The organism is Desulfarculus baarsii DSM 2075 (genome assembly GCF_000143965.1).
Taxonomy (GTDB): Bacteria; Desulfobacterota; Desulfarculia; order Desulfarculales; family Desulfarculaceae; genus Desulfarculus; species Desulfarculus baarsii.
Genome location: NC_014365.1, coordinates 2,711,907 through 2,727,833, shown reverse-complemented (window position 1 = coordinate 2,727,833; position 15,927 = coordinate 2,711,907). Strand labels below are relative to the sequence as shown.

General features: G+C 69.2%; 14 protein-coding genes and 1 riboswitch. All 14 genes read right to left on the bottom strand.

Annotation, left to right across the window (positions count from 1 at the left end; genetic code table 11):
• Positions 1-3 precede the first annotated feature (3 nt).
• Positions 4-825: a hypothetical protein gene (locus tag DEBA_RS12345; protein WP_013259270.1), complete on the bottom strand. Its 822-nt coding sequence runs from the start codon at positions 823-825 to the stop codon at positions 4-6.
• The gene (locus tag DEBA_RS12340; protein ID WP_013259269.1) at positions 822-1,598 is read right to left on the bottom strand and encodes a hypothetical protein; all 777 of its coding nucleotides are present in this window, start codon (positions 1,596-1,598) and stop codon (positions 822-824) included. The genes DEBA_RS12345 and DEBA_RS12340 overlap by 4 nt, the downstream gene beginning before the upstream one ends.
• Positions 1,595-5,389, bottom strand: coding sequence for a cobaltochelatase subunit CobN (gene cobN, locus DEBA_RS12335; RefSeq protein ID WP_013259268.1), 3,795 nt, complete (start codon positions 5,387-5,389; stop codon positions 1,595-1,597). The genes DEBA_RS12340 and cobN overlap by 4 nt, the downstream gene beginning before the upstream one ends.
• Complete coding sequence (locus DEBA_RS18450) at positions 5,376-5,663, bottom strand: SPASM domain-containing protein (RefSeq protein WP_050762349.1); 288 nt, start codon at positions 5,661-5,663, stop codon at positions 5,376-5,378. Before DEBA_RS18450 ends, cobN begins: the two co-directional genes overlap by 14 nt.
• Positions 5,621-6,406: a radical SAM protein gene (locus DEBA_RS12330; RefSeq protein WP_050762348.1), complete on the bottom strand. Its 786-nt coding sequence runs from the start codon at positions 6,404-6,406 to the stop codon at positions 5,621-5,623. Before DEBA_RS12330 ends, DEBA_RS18450 begins: the two co-directional genes overlap by 43 nt.
• Position 6,407: 1 nt before the next feature.
• The gene (locus tag DEBA_RS12325; RefSeq protein ID WP_013259267.1) at positions 6,408-8,150 is read right to left on the bottom strand and encodes a TonB-dependent receptor plug domain-containing protein; all 1,743 of its coding nucleotides are present in this window, start codon (positions 8,148-8,150) and stop codon (positions 6,408-6,410) included.
• A gap of 13 nt (positions 8,151-8,163) precedes the next feature.
• On the bottom strand, positions 8,164-8,898 hold the full coding sequence (locus tag DEBA_RS12320) for an ABC transporter permease (RefSeq protein ID WP_013259266.1): 735 nt from the start codon (positions 8,896-8,898) through the stop codon (positions 8,164-8,166).
• On the bottom strand, positions 8,895-9,743 hold the full coding sequence (locus DEBA_RS12315; RefSeq protein WP_013259265.1) for an ABC transporter ATP-binding protein: 849 nt from the start codon (positions 9,741-9,743) through the stop codon (positions 8,895-8,897). Before DEBA_RS12315 ends, DEBA_RS12320 begins: the two co-directional genes overlap by 4 nt.
• Before the next feature lie 115 nt (positions 9,744-9,858).
• Positions 9,859-10,044: riboswitch (cobalamin riboswitch) on the bottom strand.
• 32 nt (positions 10,045-10,076) lie between these two features.
• A complete protein-coding gene (locus tag DEBA_RS12310) occupies positions 10,077-10,970 on the bottom strand; it encodes a sirohydrochlorin cobaltochelatase (RefSeq protein ID WP_013259264.1) in 894 nt (297 codons plus the stop codon).
• Positions 10,967-11,701: a precorrin-3B C(17)-methyltransferase gene (gene cobJ / locus DEBA_RS12305; RefSeq protein WP_222832013.1), complete on the bottom strand. Its 735-nt coding sequence runs from the start codon at positions 11,699-11,701 to the stop codon at positions 10,967-10,969. Before cobJ ends, DEBA_RS12310 begins: the two co-directional genes overlap by 4 nt.
• 26 nt (positions 11,702-11,727) lie before the next feature.
• On the bottom strand, positions 11,728-12,795 hold the full coding sequence (locus DEBA_RS12300; RefSeq protein WP_013259262.1) for a cobalt-precorrin 5A hydrolase: 1,068 nt from the start codon (positions 12,793-12,795) through the stop codon (positions 11,728-11,730).
• Positions 12,792-13,592 (bottom strand): precorrin-4 C(11)-methyltransferase, encoded by an 801-nt coding sequence (gene cobM, locus DEBA_RS12295; RefSeq protein ID WP_013259261.1) that lies wholly within the window; start codon positions 13,590-13,592, stop codon positions 12,792-12,794. Before cobM ends, DEBA_RS12300 begins: the two co-directional genes overlap by 4 nt.
• The gene (locus DEBA_RS12290) at positions 13,593-14,816 is read right to left on the bottom strand and encodes a bifunctional cobalt-precorrin-7 (C(5))-methyltransferase/cobalt-precorrin-6B (C(15))-methyltransferase (RefSeq protein WP_013259260.1); all 1,224 of its coding nucleotides are present in this window, start codon (positions 14,814-14,816) and stop codon (positions 13,593-13,595) included. It lies immediately after the preceding gene.
• Positions 14,813-15,925 (bottom strand): cobalt-precorrin-5B (C(1))-methyltransferase, encoded by a 1,113-nt coding sequence (locus DEBA_RS12285; protein WP_013259259.1) that lies wholly within the window; start codon positions 15,923-15,925, stop codon positions 14,813-14,815. Before DEBA_RS12285 ends, DEBA_RS12290 begins: the two co-directional genes overlap by 4 nt.
• Between the last annotated feature and the right edge of the window lie 2 nt (positions 15,926-15,927).

Sequence of the window (15,927 nt, the reverse complement as noted above, 5' to 3'; positions counted from 1 at the left end):
TTTTCAAGCCTCCTTGGCCCCGCGCCGCTTGTGCCGCCGCAGGGCTTGCCACAGATAGGCCAAAAGCCCCACGGCAAACAGCGCCGTGCCGAAAAAGAACGTCTTTACGCCCGGATCGCGCCGGATGATCAAATTGGCGTAGGGCCGGCCGGGCATGGATTTCTTGGCCTTGGGATAGTAGTTCTTCAGGTGGATGCTGTAGCCGTCGTGCCAGACGGGGCTGTTGATGGCCAGGGTCTTGCGGATGACCCGGCCGTCGGGCTCGATGAGCTTGAGCTTGATCTCCTGGGCGATGGCCCGGCCGCGATAAAAGGCCAGCCTGTCGCCAGAATACATCGTGTTTTCGATGCCTTCCAGGCCGATGCGCCAGTCGGCCCCTGGCACGGCGGCCTCCTTGCCCACCCAGACCACGTTGTTCTGGGCGTTGAGGCCGAAGACGTAGGTGAACAGGTGCGAGGCCAGAATGACGATGAACGCCGCGTGCATGACGTGGGGCGAAAAGCGCAGCCACCAGTCCAGGCGCGGGCCCTGGCCGCCACTACGGGCCAGGGCGGCCACCTTTTGCCAGGTGCACACGGCGGTGTTGAGCACCAGCACCGCCAGCAGCAGCAAAAAGGCGAAAAACCACCACGTCACGCCCAGGTTGCTCCAGCCGTAGGTGACGATCCAATCCCACAGCAGCAGGCGGTTGAGCGGCTCGAAGACCAGCGGTCGGGCCTCGAAGAGAAAATACCCCGCCCCCAGCACGACCACCAGGCCCAACAGCGTCCACACCGCCAGGGCCGCGCCGCCCCAAAAGGCGGCCAAACGTTGCAGCGTTTTCATGACGCCCACCCCGCCAGCCTGAGCCCGCCCGTCTCGGGCAGGAACGTGAAGACGATCAGCAGCGGCAGCCCGGCCAGGGCCAGCCAGGCCCGGCGGCCCAGCGGCCACATGCGCAGCAAATGCAGGTGCAAAAAGCAGCCGTAGTAGAACCACACGGCCATGGTCGAGGTCATGGTGGCGTTGTTCCAGATCACCGGGCTGGCCCAGCCCAGGTACGACCAGGCCTCGGCCAGAAAGAGGCTGAGCGTGAACAGCACGAAGCCCCAGACGATCAGCCGGCCAAAGAGCGTGCGGCCGTTTTCGATCTCGGCCGGGGCCGCGCGGCGGCCGGCCAGATGGGGCATGGCCGCCAGGCCGGCCGCGTAGAAGCAGGCCTTGCCCGCCGCGCTCAGCGGCAGAAAAATATGGGCCACGATGGTGTTGGAGCGGGGGAAGGGCAGATAAAAATCCTTGGGCCAGATGGCGGCCCAGCCGGCCAACACGGCGATGAGCGCGCACAAGGGCGCTAGCAGGCTGGCGTGGCCCCTGCGCCACAGGCCCAGGGTCAACACGGCCAGCGCCGCCGGCAGCCAGAAGGGCTCTTGAAAAGGCGCCTGCATCGGCCACGACAGGTAGAGCTTCAGGCCGATGGAGGCGAGGTTTGCAGCCAGGCCCAGGGCCAAAAGCCCCACGGCCGGGCCCTTGGCGCGGGCCAGGCCGGCCAGGGCCGCCAGGACGTAGACCACGGCGGCGGCCTGGAACAGATGGCCCACCCAGGGCAGGAGGGGGTTCATCGCGTTTCTTCTCCGCTTTGGGGTTGATCGAGAAGCTCTTCCATGTCGCCTTCGGCGTCGAGGTAGAGCTGGCGCAGTTGGGCCTCGGTTTGCGGATCGGCCCGCCACATGCCGCGGCTGATGGCCTCCAGCAACTTGGCGGCGATGTTGTGGGCGGCGGCGGGGTTGACCTGGGCCATCCAGCGGCGCACCTCCGGGTCCAGGGCCACGCGGCGGGCCAGGCGCTCGTACATCCAGTCCTCGACCACATCGGCGGTGGCGTCCCAGCCAAAGGCCACGTCCACGGCCTTGGAGATGTCGCCGGCCCCTTTGTAGCCGTGACGCATGAGGCCCTCGACCCACTTTGGGTTTAGCAGCCGGGCGCGAAAGACGTGCTTGGCCTCCTCCTGCACCGAGCGCACCTTGACCCGCCGGGGGTCGGAGCTGTCGCCGGCCAGCGACAGCGGGGCCTGGCCGCGCGCCGCGCGGGCGGCGGCGATCAACCCGCCGTGATAGCTATAAAAATCGGTGCAAGACATCATGTCGTATTCGCGGCTGTCTTCGTTTTTGACCGTCACGTCCATGCGTTCGAGCTGACGGTGAAAGGCGCTTTCGTGTTGTTGGCCGGCCATGCCCTGGCCGTAGGCGTAGGACGACCAGGCGCTGTAGACCTTGGCGATGTCGTCGATGTTTTGCCAATTCTTGGCCTCGATCAGCGCGGCCACGCCCGCGCCGTAGCCGCCCGGCGGGCAGCCGAACAGGCGCAGGCTGGCCTGACGCCAGGCCGCGTCTTGCCCCAGGCCTTCCTCGGCCAGCTTGGCCGCGTCTTGGCGCACGTGGGCGCGCAGGATGTTGTGCTCGGGCGGCTCGTCCAGGGCGGCGACCATTTGCACGGCCTGGTCGATCAGCTCGACCACGTTGCCAAAGGCGTCGCGGAAGATGCCCGAGATGCGCGGCGTCACGTCCAGCCTGGGCCGGCCCAGCTCGGTCAGATCGATGGGCTCCAGGCCGATGACGTTGCCCGTGCCTCGCTGCCAGACGGGCCGCACGCCCATCAGCCAGAGGATCTGCGAGACGTCGTCGCCCTTGGTGCGCATGGTCGGGCTGGCCCAGAGGATGAAGCCGATGTTTTCGGGGTAACGGCCGGTTTCGTCCAGGCAGCGCTGGACCAGGGCCTGGCCCAGGGCCACGCCCACCTGCCAGGCGGCCGGCGTGGGGATCTTTTGTGGGTCCACCGAATAAAAATTGCGGCCGGTGGGCAGGGCGTCGAGCTGGCCCCGGCTGGGCGCGCCCGAGGGCCCCGGCGCGACGAAACGACCGTCCAGGGCGGCCAGGCAGGCGTCGATCTCCGCGCGCACGCCCAACAGGCGCGGCAAAACCTCGGTGACGACCTGGGCCAGGGCCCCGGACAGGGCCTGGTCGGCCCGGCCCAAGACAAGCTCCACGGCGCTTGTGGCGGCGGCGGGGTCAAAGCCCGCCTCGGCCATGGCTTCCAGCAGGGCCAGGCATTGCTTGTGGGCCTGGTCGATGAACTGTCCGCCGGTGAGGCCGCCGGCCCCGTCCACCAACCGGCCGCGCCGTTCCAGCAATTGGTCGTAATCCAGGCCCTTGGCCGTCAGCACGGCCTGGCGCAGCGAGGGGACATCGCCACCGGCCAGGCGCGAAAGCTGGGCCAGGCAGTTGACCAGGGCCTGGCCCTGGGGCGGCCGGCCCATGATATGCAGGCCGTCGTTGATGGCGGTGTCGGCCAACTCGGCAAGATGGCCGTGCAGGCGCTCCAGAAACTCGTCAAAATCGGCCATGGCCGTGGCCTCGTCGACGGCCAGGTCGTGGTGCAGGTCGGCGGCGACCACGGCCCGCCAGAGCATCGGCCCCAGAATGCTCAGCTTGCCCGGGTCTTCCAGGCGGGCCTGGTTGTAGTCCTTGATCAGCTCGTCCAAGCCGGCCAGGTCTTCGTAGAGATCGGCGTTTACCATCACCGGGGTCATGTGATCGACGACGCAGGCGGCCGAGCGCCGCTTGGCCTGGGCCCCCTCGCCGGGGTCGTTGACGATGTATGGATAGATGTTTGGCAGATCCATGATCGCCAGTTCGGGGAAGCACTCGGCGCTCAGGCCGGCCCCCTTGCCGGGCAGCCACTCCAGCGAGCCGTGCTTGCCGATGTGCATGACCGCGTCGGCCCCGAAGACGTGCTTGATCCAGCGATAATAGGCCAGATAATGGTGCGGCGGCGACATCAGCGGGTCGTGGTAGATCTTTTCGGCCTGCTCGATGAAGCCGCGCGGCGGTTGCATGCCGATGAAAACATTGCCGTTGATCAGCCCCGGCAGCAGCAGCTTGCCATCGTGGACGAACAGCTCGCCGGGCGGCGGGCCCCAGTCGGCGTCCATCTTTTGGCCGGGGCGCTGGGGCAGGGCCTCGCGCCAGGGCTGGTATAGCTCCGGGCCGACGTTGGCCACGGCGCGGCGGGCCATCTCCGCCGGGGCCAGCCATTTGCTGTCGCCGGTCAGGCCGGCCAAAAGGGCGTGGGCCAGTTCGTCGCCCGATTCATAGAGCCGCTCGACGCCGTAGCCATCCTCGGCCAGGCGCGCCAGCAGATCGACCACGCTGGCGAAGCTGTCGAGCCCGGCGGCGCAGCCGATGCGGTCGTTGCGCGGCGGGTAGTGATGAAAGATGATGGCCACGCGGCGCTGTTGCTTGGGCTTGCGCCGCAGGCGCGCCCAGTTCAGGGCCAGGCGGGCGGCTTGGTCCACCCGGTCGGCGATGGGCTTGTATTGCACCAGCACCGCGCCGCTGACGGGGTCTTTTTGCGTTTGCTGCTTGGCCGCCACCGGCGTCGAGATCAAAAGCCCGTCAAACTCGGGCTGGGCGATGGAGAGCGTCACGTCCGATGGCGTCAGGCCCTGGGGGCTGTCGCGCCAGCGCTCCATGGGTTGCATGGTGCTGATGGCCTGGAGCGCCGGCACGTCCAGCTTGGCCAACAGGCCCCGATAGGCCGGCGAGGCCATGGTCAGGCTGAACATCATCGGGCTGATCAACACGTCAATGACGGGCCGGCCGTTTTGCATGAAAAAATGCTCGATCACGTAATCGGCCCCGCGATTGCCCACCACCTCGTCCTTGAAACGATAGTGGAACACCGGCAGAACCTGGCCGCCCAAGGCCTCGACCCGCTCGATGATGGCGTCGATGTGCTCCACAGCGCCGTTGACCCAGAGGTTTTGATAGAACCATATGCCGATGGTCGGCTTGGCCGGGTCCAGCGCGGCCAGGTATTCCGCCAGCGGCGGCGAGCCGGGCCAGCGGGGGTGATAGACGCCCTCGGTGGGCGGCCGGACGGGCTCGTCGATGGCCAGATCGGCCCCGGCCAAGGCGTTGCAAAACAGCTTGAGCATCTGGCGGGCGTTGTCCACGCCGCCGTGGCGATAGTATTTGTTGAGCTTGCGCCACAAGGGATCGCCCATGCCGTCGGCATGGCGGGCGGCCAGCTCCCAGGCCTCCTGGGCCCCGCCGGTGGGCTGGACGTGAAAGTGCGGAGCCTTGCCGGCCAGGCGGCCGCGCTCCAGGGCGCGGGTCAATTGATCCCAGGCCGGGCAGGAGTCCTTGCCGCCCATGAGGGTCACCACCACCGCGTCGGCGGCCATGGCCGCCCGGACGAACTCGTCGATGCCGGCGTCCGAGGCCAACTGGGGCTTGGTGAAGGCCAGCAGCCGCAGGGGCAGGCCTTCGGCGGCCAGTTGCGCGGCGGCCTTGGCCAGGTTGGGCAGCTCGTTGGAAGTGGTGCTGAAAAAGACCAGATCAAGCTGACGCATGAGCATTTTCTCCGTGGGCGGCAAGCGGTTGGGCCAAGGCTCGCAGCATGGCGCAGGCCAGCGCGCGGCCCTGGGGGCCGTTGTAGCGCAGGCGGCTGGGGCATTCACCGGGGCAACGGCCGGCCAGGGGGCAACCGGCGCAGTGGGGGCCGGTCAAGGCCTCGCGGCCCAGCAGGCCGTTTTTGCGCCAATCGGGCGCGGCCAGGCTGCCCAGGGCCAGGTCCGGGTCGTTCATGGTCTGGCCGCAGGGGTAGAGCCGGCCCGAGGGATGCACGGCCAGGGCCCGGCCGGCCTGGGCCTGGCAAAAGACCGGGCCGGGTTGGCGCAGCGCTCCAGCTCGCGCAGGACAAAGGGCCGCGTCCGCCGGGCGTTGAGCCAGCCCGTCAGTTGGGCCAGCCGGCTGGCCGCCCCGGCCAAGGCGTCGGGCCGGGCCATGGCCGCGTGGCCGCCCACGGCCCGGCCCCGGCAGGTCAGCAGGTCCAGGCCCAGGCCCCGGGCGTGGGCCTGGCCGGCCAGCATCAGCAAAAGCCGGGGCAGATGCGGCGCGCTGGCGGCTGTGACCACCGCCGTGACATAAAAGTCCACGCCGGCCCGCTCCAGAATCTCCAGGCCGGCCATGACCTGGGCGGCCTGGCCCCGCTGAAGCTCCTGCACCTCCGGCGGGCCGTCCAGGCTCAGGCCCACGGCCACCCGCCAGCGCTTGAACATGGCGGCCAGGGCCGGCGTCAGCAGCGCGCCGTTGGTCTGCACGGCCACCCGCGTGGGGGCCTGGCGCTGGCTGGCCCATTGGGCCACGGCCTCGATCAGTTCCGGGACGAGGGTCGGCTCGCCGCCGGCCAGTTGCACGTGCAGGGGCCCGTCGTGGCCGCCGGCCAACTCCAGGGCGGCCAGGGCCGTTTGGCGGTCCATGGTTTGCGGGGCCTCGCCCTGGCTGGCGTAGCAATAGGCGCAGGCCAGGTTGCAGGCCGTGGTCGGCCAGAGGGTCAGGTAGGCGATTTGGGGCGGGATGAGCGGCATCTCAGAAATCCCAGCCCAGGCCCACCAGCCAGGTGCGCGGCGGGGCGGGGTAGCCGTCGGCGTAGAGATAATCGGCGTCGGCCAGGTTTTCGACGCGGAAATAAACGCGGGCGTTTTTGTATTGATATTCGCCGCGCAGGTCGATCTCCTCGTAGGCCGGGGCGATGGCGCTGTTGGCGGCGTTGGTGAACACCTCCGAGCAGTGGGCCACGGTCAGGCCCAGCATCAGGCCGTCCAGGGGCCGCAGTTGCAGGTCGATCATGAGCTTGTGGCGGGGCTTGGCCGGCAGCCACAGGCCGCTGGTGTCGTCGATGGCCTCCAGATAGGTGTAGGACGGCCGTAGCGACAGCCAGGCCCAGGGCGTGATGGAAAGCGACGCGTCCACGCCGCTGAGGTGCGATCGCCCCACGTTTTCGTAGCGGCCCACGCCGCCGACGCGCATGTAGGTGATGCGGTCGTCGATGTTGTTGCGAAAGACAGTTGCGTTGCCGCCCAGCCATTTCAGGGGCTGATAGCTGGCGCCCAGGCTGTAATTGGCGCTGGACTCGCTGCCCAGGTCGGGATTTGGTCTGGTGCTGGTGGTCTCGTAGTAACGCTGGCGGATGGAGGGGGTGTTGTTGGTCATTTGGAAGCCGGCCTCCAGGCGGGCCGGGCCCCTGGTCCAACTCAGGCGCAGTTCGGGGTTTAGCGCGCCGTCGAACTGCGAATAGGCGTTGGCCCGCAGGCCCATGGCCAGGCTCAGGGGCAAGGGCTTCAGGCCGAGCTTTTTGTTGGCGAACAGGCTGTAGGCCTGCTCGTCGACGCCGGCGATCTTGTTGCCGCTGGCGGCGGTGTGGCTGATCAAGGCGCCAAAGGCCGTGCGGCCCAACAGCGGCAGGTCGTAGGACTTGCGCAGGTCTTCCTGGACGGTCCAACCGCGCAGCATGGTGTCGGCGGCGGTGTCGGTGTTTTCGAATTCGTTTTGAAAATTGGTGAACGACGATGTGCTCTTGTATCCTTTGGCCCCCAGGTTCAGCGACAGGCCCAGGGCCTCGTCGCGGGAGCGGGCGTGGGGCGTGGCGTAGCCGGGCAGGCCGGGGTTGCCTCTTTCGGTGTGGCCATAGTCCAGGGCCAGGGTGGGGGCTTGGCCGTCGGGCCCGGCCCAGGCCAGCCAAGCCTCCGGGGCGTAGCTGAGCTTGAAGCCGGCGCGGCGGTGCTTTTCGTCGTCATTGGGCCGGAAGCCGTCGGTGGACTCCAGTTCGCCGTTGGCCGAAACGCCCCATGCGCCAGCCCTTTGGCTGACGTTGGCGCTGGTTTTCCAATAATCGTGATTGCCGGCCTCGACCTCGACGCCGGCCTTGGCCCGGGCGGCCTTTTTGCTGGTGATGACGATGACGCCGCCGCTGGAGTTGTCGCCGAAGCTGACCGCGCCGCCGCCCTTGATCACCTTGATGAGCTCGACGTCCTCCAGCGAGACCAAGCCCCAGTTGACGCTTTTGTGGGCGCTGATGTTGTTGATCAGGCTCATGCCGTCGAGGTAGACGGCCACGGCGCTGTCGCCGCGGATGCTCACCGACGAGTCGCCGGCCTTGACGCCGGGGGCCAGGTTCAAAAGATCCTGGATCGTGCGCACGCTCATGCGTTGGATGTCGGCGGCCGAAAAAACCACGATGTCGCCGTCGGGCGGCGGGGCGGCGGCCATCGCGGCGGTCGGCCAGCACGGCGGGCAACAGAACAGGCACAACAAGGCGAGCAGGCGTTTCAAGTTGATCCCCCCTTCAGACACTGGCCTGGCGCACGCGCCAGACGGCCAAAGCAAAAAAAGCGACGCAATATAGACCCATGGCCGCCCAGGCCAACCACGGGGTGGGTTGATCCAGGGCGGCGGCGCGGATACAGTGACTGGCCTGGGTCAGCGGCAAGATCTGGATGATCGTCGCGGCCCAGGGCGGCATGGCCTCCAGGCTGAAAAACGTGCCGCACAAAAACGACATGGGCGTGATGATGAAACCGGTCAGGTTGGCCTGATCGGCGTGGGTGCGCACGATCATCGCCGCGCACACCGCCGCCGCCCCGAACATGAAGCCGTTGGCGATCACCGCCAGCCACAGCACGGGGCCCAAATCAAGCCCCACTCCGCCGACCAGCGCCAGCGCCGCCACCACCACGGCGGCCAGCAGCGCCCGCGCCACGCCGGCGGCCACCTCGCCCAGGGCCACGGCCGCCGCGCCGATCGGCGCGGTCTGAAACTCCTCGAAGGTGTGCCAATAAAAGCGGGCGATGTTAAGTTCGGAGGCCATGCCAAAAGATCGGTTCATCGATGACAAGGCCATCAGCCCCGGCAGCATGAAGGCCAGATAATCCACGCCCTCCATGCGCACGCCTCGGCCCATGCCCCAGCCAAAGGCGATGACGTAGAGCAACGGGCTGATGGCGTAGTTGGCCAACTGGCGGCCCAGTCGGCCGCGCAAAATAAGCATTTCGCGATAAAAAACCGCCCAGACGCCGCTCATGGCCGCACCTTCTTTCCCGTCAGGCTGATAAAGACGTCCTCCAGGTTGGCCCGGCGGATGGTGGCGTTTTGCTCCATGGACGCGGCGTGGTCGGCGGCCAGGCGACGGGTCTCGAAAAAGCGGCTTTGGCCCTGGCCGTCGCTGGGCTCGACCACGAACCGCCCGGCCTTGGCCAGCAACTCGGCCGGCGCGCCCTCGGCGATGATCCGTCCGCCGTCGATAATGCCCACCCGTTGGCAGAGGTTTTCAGCCTCCTCGATATAGTGGGTGGTGAGCATGATGGTGACGCCGGCGCGGTTGCTCTGGCGGATCAGCTCCCAGATGCGGCGGCGGGTCTGGGCGTCCAGGCCCACGGTGGGCTCGTCCAGGAACAACACCGAAGGCCCGTGCAGCAGGGCCCGGGCGATCATCAGCCGCCGCTTGAGCCCGCCCGAGAGCTGGCGGGCCGGGCTGGAGCGACGCTGGGCCAGCCCCACGAACTCCAGCATTTCGTCGATGCGCGCCTCGCGCTGGCTGGCGGGCATTTTGTGCAGCATGCCGTGGAGCTTGAGGTTGTGATAAACGCTCAGTTCGCCATCGACGTTGGTGTGCTGGGCCACCACGCCCATGCCGTTTTTGGCCTGGGGGCCCTGGCTGATGACGTCGAAGCCCGAGACCCGGGCCTGGCCGGCGTTGGGCTTGGTCAGGGTGGTCAGGATGCGACAGGTGGTTGTCTTGCCCGCGCCGTTGGGCCCCAAAAAGCCGTAGATCTCGCCCTTGGCCACGCGCAGGTTCAGCCCGCGCAAGGCCTGCACCCGGCCATAGTTTTTGGTCAGATCGATCGTTTCGATGGCTATTTCCGCCATGCTCCCGCCTCCAAATAAAAAACCCCCGCTCGTTCGTGGACGAGCCGGGGGATGACCCGCAAAAATCCGCGCGGGGCTCGTTGTCGGCCACGGCGTCCGCTGCTCGGGACGGGCCGACGTTTTATTTGGGCAGGCAGGTCTTCTGGCTCACGGATCGTTCTAATCGCCGCGCCTTCCCGGCCTGTCCGGCCAGTGGCTTCGCGTGCGGCTTTCGTCCCCGTTCACAGCGGCGGGCCCGCTCCCGGTTTTCACGGGATTCCCTGTTAGGCGCTTTTGGCGCGCCTGCCCAAAGATATGTCGTGGTCTAGGCTGTCTTCGCCCTTCCGCGCTTTTTCACGGCGTCAGGCCGCCATGCTCGGCGGCGTCGCGGATGTTTTGCACGTAAATATCGGCCCAGGCGTTGTTTTCGCCCAAACCCTCCAGCCGGCAGACGGTCTCGACGCCGGCCGCCTCCAACGCGCCGCGCCAGGAATCGTCGCCCGGCCCGGCCATATCGTCGCGGGCGTGCACGCCGGCCACCAGCATCAGCGGCTTGAGTAGCGCTTTGCGCGCGCCGGCCTGGCGCAGGCGCGCGGCCGCCTCGGCCGGGCCGTCCAGGCCCTCGACCATGCCGATCTCGATGAGGATATCCGGGTGGTCCTGGGCCAGCATCTGGCGCAGCTCGTGAAAGACGCCGGTGGAATAATAGTGATTGCCGTGGCCCACGTAGACCAGCGCCGCGCCCATCTGCCGGGCCTCGGCCGCGTCGGCGGCCAGGATGTCGGCCGCCCGGCGCAGATCGCGCTGATAGGGATGGATCACCCCTGGCTGACCCAGGGCCGGCCGGCCCAGGGCCAGCGTCTTGAAAGGCCGCCACTTTGGCTTGACCGTGGCGATGCCGGCCAGACCGGCCACGTAGCTTTGCAGATCGTGAAACTCCTCGCCGGCGTAGACGTGCAGGGGCTGGATGATCTGGCTCTGATAGCCTTGATCTTGCAGATTGGCGATGGTGGCCAGCGGCCCCTGGATGGCCCGCAGATAATGCGGCGTATGGGGGTGCGCGGCCAGCCAGGCCGGGTCGGCCAGGCGTTTTTGCCAGACGCGGCGCACCAGGTTGGAGGTGAAGGCCAGGCGCACGGGGCTGTCGGCAAAGGCCGCCTCCACCCGGCGCAGGACGTTTTCCACGCCGGCCATGGCCTCGGGCAGGCTCACGCCAAAGGCGGCCAGGACGATGGCTGTTTGACTCACGCGGCGTCTCCTTCGGCTGTTTTGTCGCCGTACTTGGCCAGATAGCCCCTGGGCGTGACCATCTTGCCCAGGTGAACGAAGCTGTTGCTGTTGCCGATGATGACGATGGTCTGCATGTCCACCGGCGCGTCGGCGGCCTGGTCCAGGCGGCACAGGCCGACGCTTTGCTCGTCCTGCATGGCCGCGCGGACCAAACCGACGGGCGTGTCGGCGGCGCGGTGGCGGCCGATGATCTCCAGGGCCTGGGCGTATTGCCAGTGGCGGCCGTGGCTTTTGGGGTTGTAGAGGGCGATGACGAAATCGGCCCCGGCGGCGGCGTCCAGGCGGCGCTGGATGACCTCCCACGCCGTCAGGCGGTCGCTGAGGCTGACGCAGGCGAAATCGTGGGAAAGCGGCGCGCCCAGCAGGGCCCCGGCCGCGGCCACGGCCGGCACGCCGGGCACGACTTCCAGCTCCAGGCCACCGGGGCCCACGGCCAGCCCGCGCCGGGCCAGCAGCTCGTAGACCACCGCGCTCATGCCGTAGACGCCGCTGTCGCCGCCCGAGACGATGGCCACGATCTGGCCATCCAAGGCCAGATCGATGGCCTGGGCCGCCCGGTCCAACTCGGCGGTCATGCCGCTGGCCACGATGCGTTTGCCAGCCAGCAGGCCCTCGACGCGCTTCAAATAAGTTTTGTAGCCGGCCACCACCTGGGCCTCGGCCAGGGCTTGGGCCGCCCTGTGGGTCATGTGGGCGGGGCCGCCTGGCCCCAGGCCTATGACAAATAGCTTTCCGGACATATCAACGCCACCGCCACCGTGCAGTTTCGGGTTTTTGTTTTGGGGCAGAGCAATTCTCCGCCGCCAGCGGCCAGGATGGCCGCGGCCTCGCAGACGCTGGCCGTGCCCAGGCAGCGCAGGGCCGCCGCCGATTGGTTGGGCGTGGCCACCTCGGCCAGCCGCTCGTGGGCGTAAAAAATCGGTTCGAGCCCCAGCCTTCGCGCGGCCTCCAGCAGGCCCGGCTCGTCGGCCTTGGCCTGGGCGCTGGCCAGGCGGGCCAGACAGCGGCGCGAGAGGCCGGCCTGGGCCAGGGCCTGGTCGATCAGGCCGGCGATCTCGTCGGCCGAGGCGCCGCGGTTGCAGCCCACGCCCAGGGCCAGGGCCGGCGGCCGCAGGACCAGCCAGGGCTTGGGCGGGCGCGGCTCGCGCCAATCCACCCACACCAGTGGCTGATCGGCCAAACCTTGGGCGGCCGTTTCGTCGACCATCACGAACAATTCGGGCCGGCGCTCGGTCAGCGGCCGCAGCCAGCCGCCGGGATCGTGGACGGGCGCGGCGCGGCCGTCGATGAGCGCGGCGCTCAGGCCGGCCAGGGCCGCCAGGTTCTCGACAACCAGGCCCAGGGCCTTGGCTTCCATTTCCAGGCTGGGCAGGTTCAGGCCGTCGGTGGCGGTGGTGATCACCGCCTGGCCGCCCAGAGCGCCGGCCACCCGCCGGGCCAGCTCGTTGGCCCCGCCCAGATGCCCCGAAACCAGGCTCACGGCCCATTGGCCCAGTTGGTCGACCACGACCACGGCCGGGTCTTGATCCTTGGCCCGCAACAGCGGGGCGATGGCCCGCACGACCATGCCGGCCGCGCAAACGGCCACATGGCCGGCGTAGAGGCGAAAGTTGTCTTCCAGGCCCCGGGCCAGGCCGTCAAAGGGTCGCTCGCCGGCCTCCGGGCGGGCTAGGCGGCGGGGCAGGAACAGCTCGCACGACCCCAGGGCCGGGGCCAGGCGACGGCACAGCTCCGCGCCGGGTCGGCCCAGGGCCCAGAGGGCTATGCGACCCTCGGCGTTCAATCTTTTTGCCCCGCCGGCCGCCAGGCGTGGCCAAAGGCGTGGTCGTAGAGCCGGGAGGGCAGGCAATCGGCGTAGCCGGCGCGCAGGGCGGCCACGGCCGGACCGCAGATGATCAGGGCCTGGCGGTTGATCCCGGCCCGCTCCAGGTCGCCTTGCAGGCTGGCCGCCGTGGACCAGATGGCCTTTTCGTCGGGCCAACTGGCCCGTTGGACCACCGCCACCGGGCTTTCCGGGCCATAGGCCGCGCTCAGGGCCTCGGCGACGTCCTGGCCCAGGGCCGCCGAAAGATAGATCACCACGCTGCAACCGTGGCCGGCCATGGCCGCCAGGTTTTCGCGGGCGGGCATGGGCGTGCGGCCGCCAGCCCGGGTGAAGATCAGGCTCTGGCAGGTCTCGGGCAGGGTGTAGCTCAGGCCGATGGCCGCCGCCGAGGCAAAGGCCGCGCTGACGCCGGGGATGATTCGCCACGACGCGCCGTGGGCCGCCAGGCGGCAGAGCTGCTCGGGCAGCGCGCCATAGAGGCTCACGTCGCCGGTTTGCAGGCGCACCACCCGCTGGCCCTGGTCGTGGGCGGCGATCATCTCGCCGACGATCTGGTCCAGGTCCAGGTGGGCGCTGTTGACCAGCCGGCACTGGGGCTGGCACCAGTCCAGCATCTCGGGGCTGACCAAAGACCCGGCGTAGACCACCAGATCGGCCTGTTCCAGGGCCTTGCGGCCGGCCACGGTGATCAACTCCGGGTCGCCGGGCCCGGCCCCGACAAAGATGATCGGGTTGGATTCTCGCGCTTGGCTCATCTATTTTTCTCCGTCGGCGCGGCCACGCAACAGCCAGACCGGGTTGAGCGCCTTGAGCATGGTTTGGCCGGCCACCGCCTGGCCACGGCAGATTTGCACGAATGTTTCGTCGACGTCCAGGCCGGCCCGAGCCAGGGCCCTGCGGGCGGCCTCGATGCTGCCGCCCAGCACCGCGCTGACGACGATCAGCCCGCCAGGGGCCAGGCGCGCGGCGCAGGCGGCGATGATCGCCTCGAGCCTTGGCCCGCCGCCGCCGATGAACACGCGGTCGGGCCGGGGCAGATCGGCCAAGGCCTCGGGCGCCTGGCCCTCGATCGCCTCCAGCATGGCCAGGCCGTGGCGGGCGCGGTTGGCGCGGATCATCGCCACCCGGCGTGGGTCGCGCTCCACGGCCCAGACCGTCCCGCCCGGCATGAGCGACGCGGCCTCCAGCCCCACCGAGCCGCTGCCCGCGCCCACGTCCCACAACGTTAGTTTTGGCCCCAGGGCCAGCTTGGCCAGGGCCACGGCCCGCACCTCGGCCTTGGTGATCAAGCCGCCGTCGCTTTGGTAGGCCGTCTCGGGCGCGCCGATGGTCGGCGCCGGCGGCCGGGGGCCCACGCGCTCCAGCACGACCACGCACAGCGGGCCAAAGACGCCGGCTGCTTCGCTGGCCCGCGCGAAGGAGCAAAGGCGCTCGTCGGCCGCGCCCAGGTTTTCCAGCACGTTCACGCGCCATGAATCCTGGCCGCGCTCGGCCAGCATGACCGCCAGCCGCGTCGGATCAAGCGTGGGGCCGGGGTAGACGACCACCAGATCGCTTTGGCCCAGCGCCGTCCACAGCCGGGGCAAGGCCTCGGCGTCGGCGGCGTGCAACGAGACGTGGACGGCCGCGCCCCAGGGCAGGCCCAAGCGGGCGCAGGCCCCCTGCATGGCCGTCACGTTGGGCTGGATGCGCACCATCTCGCGGCCCAGGCGGCGGATCAACGCCGTGGCCACGCCGTGAAAGCCGGGGTCTCCCGAGGCCAACACCGCCACGGGCATGCTCTGGGCCGCCGCCTGCACCTGATCCAGCCAGGGCTCCAGTCCGCCGGTCAGCTCGATGCGCCGGCCGGGGTGTTCGGGAAAATAGGCCAGCAAACGCCGACCGCCGGCCAAGACCTGGGCATGGTCCACCAGCTCGCGCAGGCGCGGCGAAAGATCATCCGGCCCCAGGCCCAGGCCGATCACCAGCACCGGGATCACGCTTGGCCTCCTTGGGCTCGGCTGTCCCACAAGGGCTGGCCGTCATAGTCCAACACCACCGCCCACGGCCGCAAGCCCGGCCCGGCCCAATGCTCGGCCGCCGTCAGCATGCGTCGGCCCACCTGGGACACCAGCTCCAGCCGGCCCAACTCGCGCAGCAAATCCAGGGCGTGACGGGCGGTGTTGGCCTGGGCCACGCTTTGGGCGGCCGCCTGGTCCAGGCCGGCTTGCCCCAGCCACTCGGCCAGTTGGGCCAGGTCCATCACCGCCTGGCGGGCGTGGGTGTACTCCAGGCCAGAGGCCTGTTTGACGGCCTTGCCGAAAAACGACACCAGCCCCACCTGGCGCAGGCCGGCCTTGGCGCAGGCGGCCAGGGCGTAGCCGAAAAAGTCGGCGATCTGGATCATGGCCGCCTCGGGCAGATCGGGCCGCAGGGCCTGGGCCCATTTTTCGCTCTTGCCGCCGGTGGTCAGCACTACCTCGCTCAGGCCGGCGGCCGTGGCCACCGACAGGCACAGGTCGATGGTCTCGGTGTAGGCCTGGTGGCTGAAGGGCTTGACCAGGCCGGTGGTGCCCAGAATCGATATGCCGCCGACCACGCCCAGGCGCGGGTTGAGGGTGTGGCGGGCCAGCTCCTGGCCGCCGGCCACGCTCACGACCACCTCGGCGGTCAGCGTGGCCCCGGGCGCGGCCCAGGCCACGGCTTGGCGCACGGCCTTTTCGATCATTTGCCGGGGCACGGGGTTGATGGCCGGCGCGCCGGGGGCCACGGGCAGGCCCGGCCGCGTGACCAGGCCCACGCCGTCGCCGCCGAGGACGCGCACCTCGGCCGCGCCGTCGCCGGCCGGCAAAAGGCGCACGCTGGCGCGGATGGCGGCCTTGTTGGTCACGTCGGGGTCGTCGCCGGCGTCCTTGATCACCACGGCCAGGGCCTGGGCCGGGGCCAGCAGGCGGCATTGGCTGACGGCTATCTCCAGCCGACCGCCGTCGGGCAGGCTGACCTCCACCTTGGCCGGGGCCTGGCCCAAGGCAGTTAGCGTGGCCGCCTTGGCCGCCGCCGCCGCCGCCGTGCCGGTGGAAAAACCCGTCCTGAGCCGCCGGGAGTTCATCG

Bases quoted from the DNA above. Each gene is read 5' to 3' on its own strand.
- DEBA_RS12345 (WP_013259270.1), bottom strand. From the start codon at position 825: ATGAAAACGCTGCAACGTTTGGCCGCCTTTTGGGGCGGCGCGGCCCTG.
- DEBA_RS12340 (WP_013259269.1), bottom strand. From the start codon at position 1,598: ATGAACCCCCTCCTGCCCTGGGTGGGCCATCTGTTCCAGGCCGCCGCC.
- cobN (WP_013259268.1), bottom strand. From the start codon at position 5,389: ATGCGTCAGCTTGATCTGGTCTTTTTCAGCACCACTTCCAACGAGCTG.
- DEBA_RS12330 (WP_050762348.1), bottom strand. From the start codon at position 6,406: ATGCCGCTCATCCCGCCCCAAATCGCCTACCTGACCCTCTGGCCGACC.
- DEBA_RS12320 (WP_013259266.1), bottom strand. From the start codon at position 8,898: ATGAGCGGCGTCTGGGCGGTTTTTTATCGCGAAATGCTTATTTTGCGC.
- DEBA_RS12315 (WP_013259265.1), bottom strand. From the start codon at position 9,743: ATGGCGGAAATAGCCATCGAAACGATCGATCTGACCAAAAACTATGGC.
- cobJ (WP_222832013.1), bottom strand. From the start codon at position 11,701: ATGACCCACAGGGCGGCCCAAGCCCTGGCCGAGGCCCAGGTGGTGGCC.
- cobM (WP_013259261.1), bottom strand. From the start codon at position 13,592: ATGAGCCAAGCGCGAGAATCCAACCCGATCATCTTTGTCGGGGCCGGG.
- DEBA_RS12285 (WP_013259259.1), bottom strand. From the start codon at position 15,925: ATGAACTCCCGGCGGCTCAGGACGGGTTTTTCCACCGGCACGGCGGCG.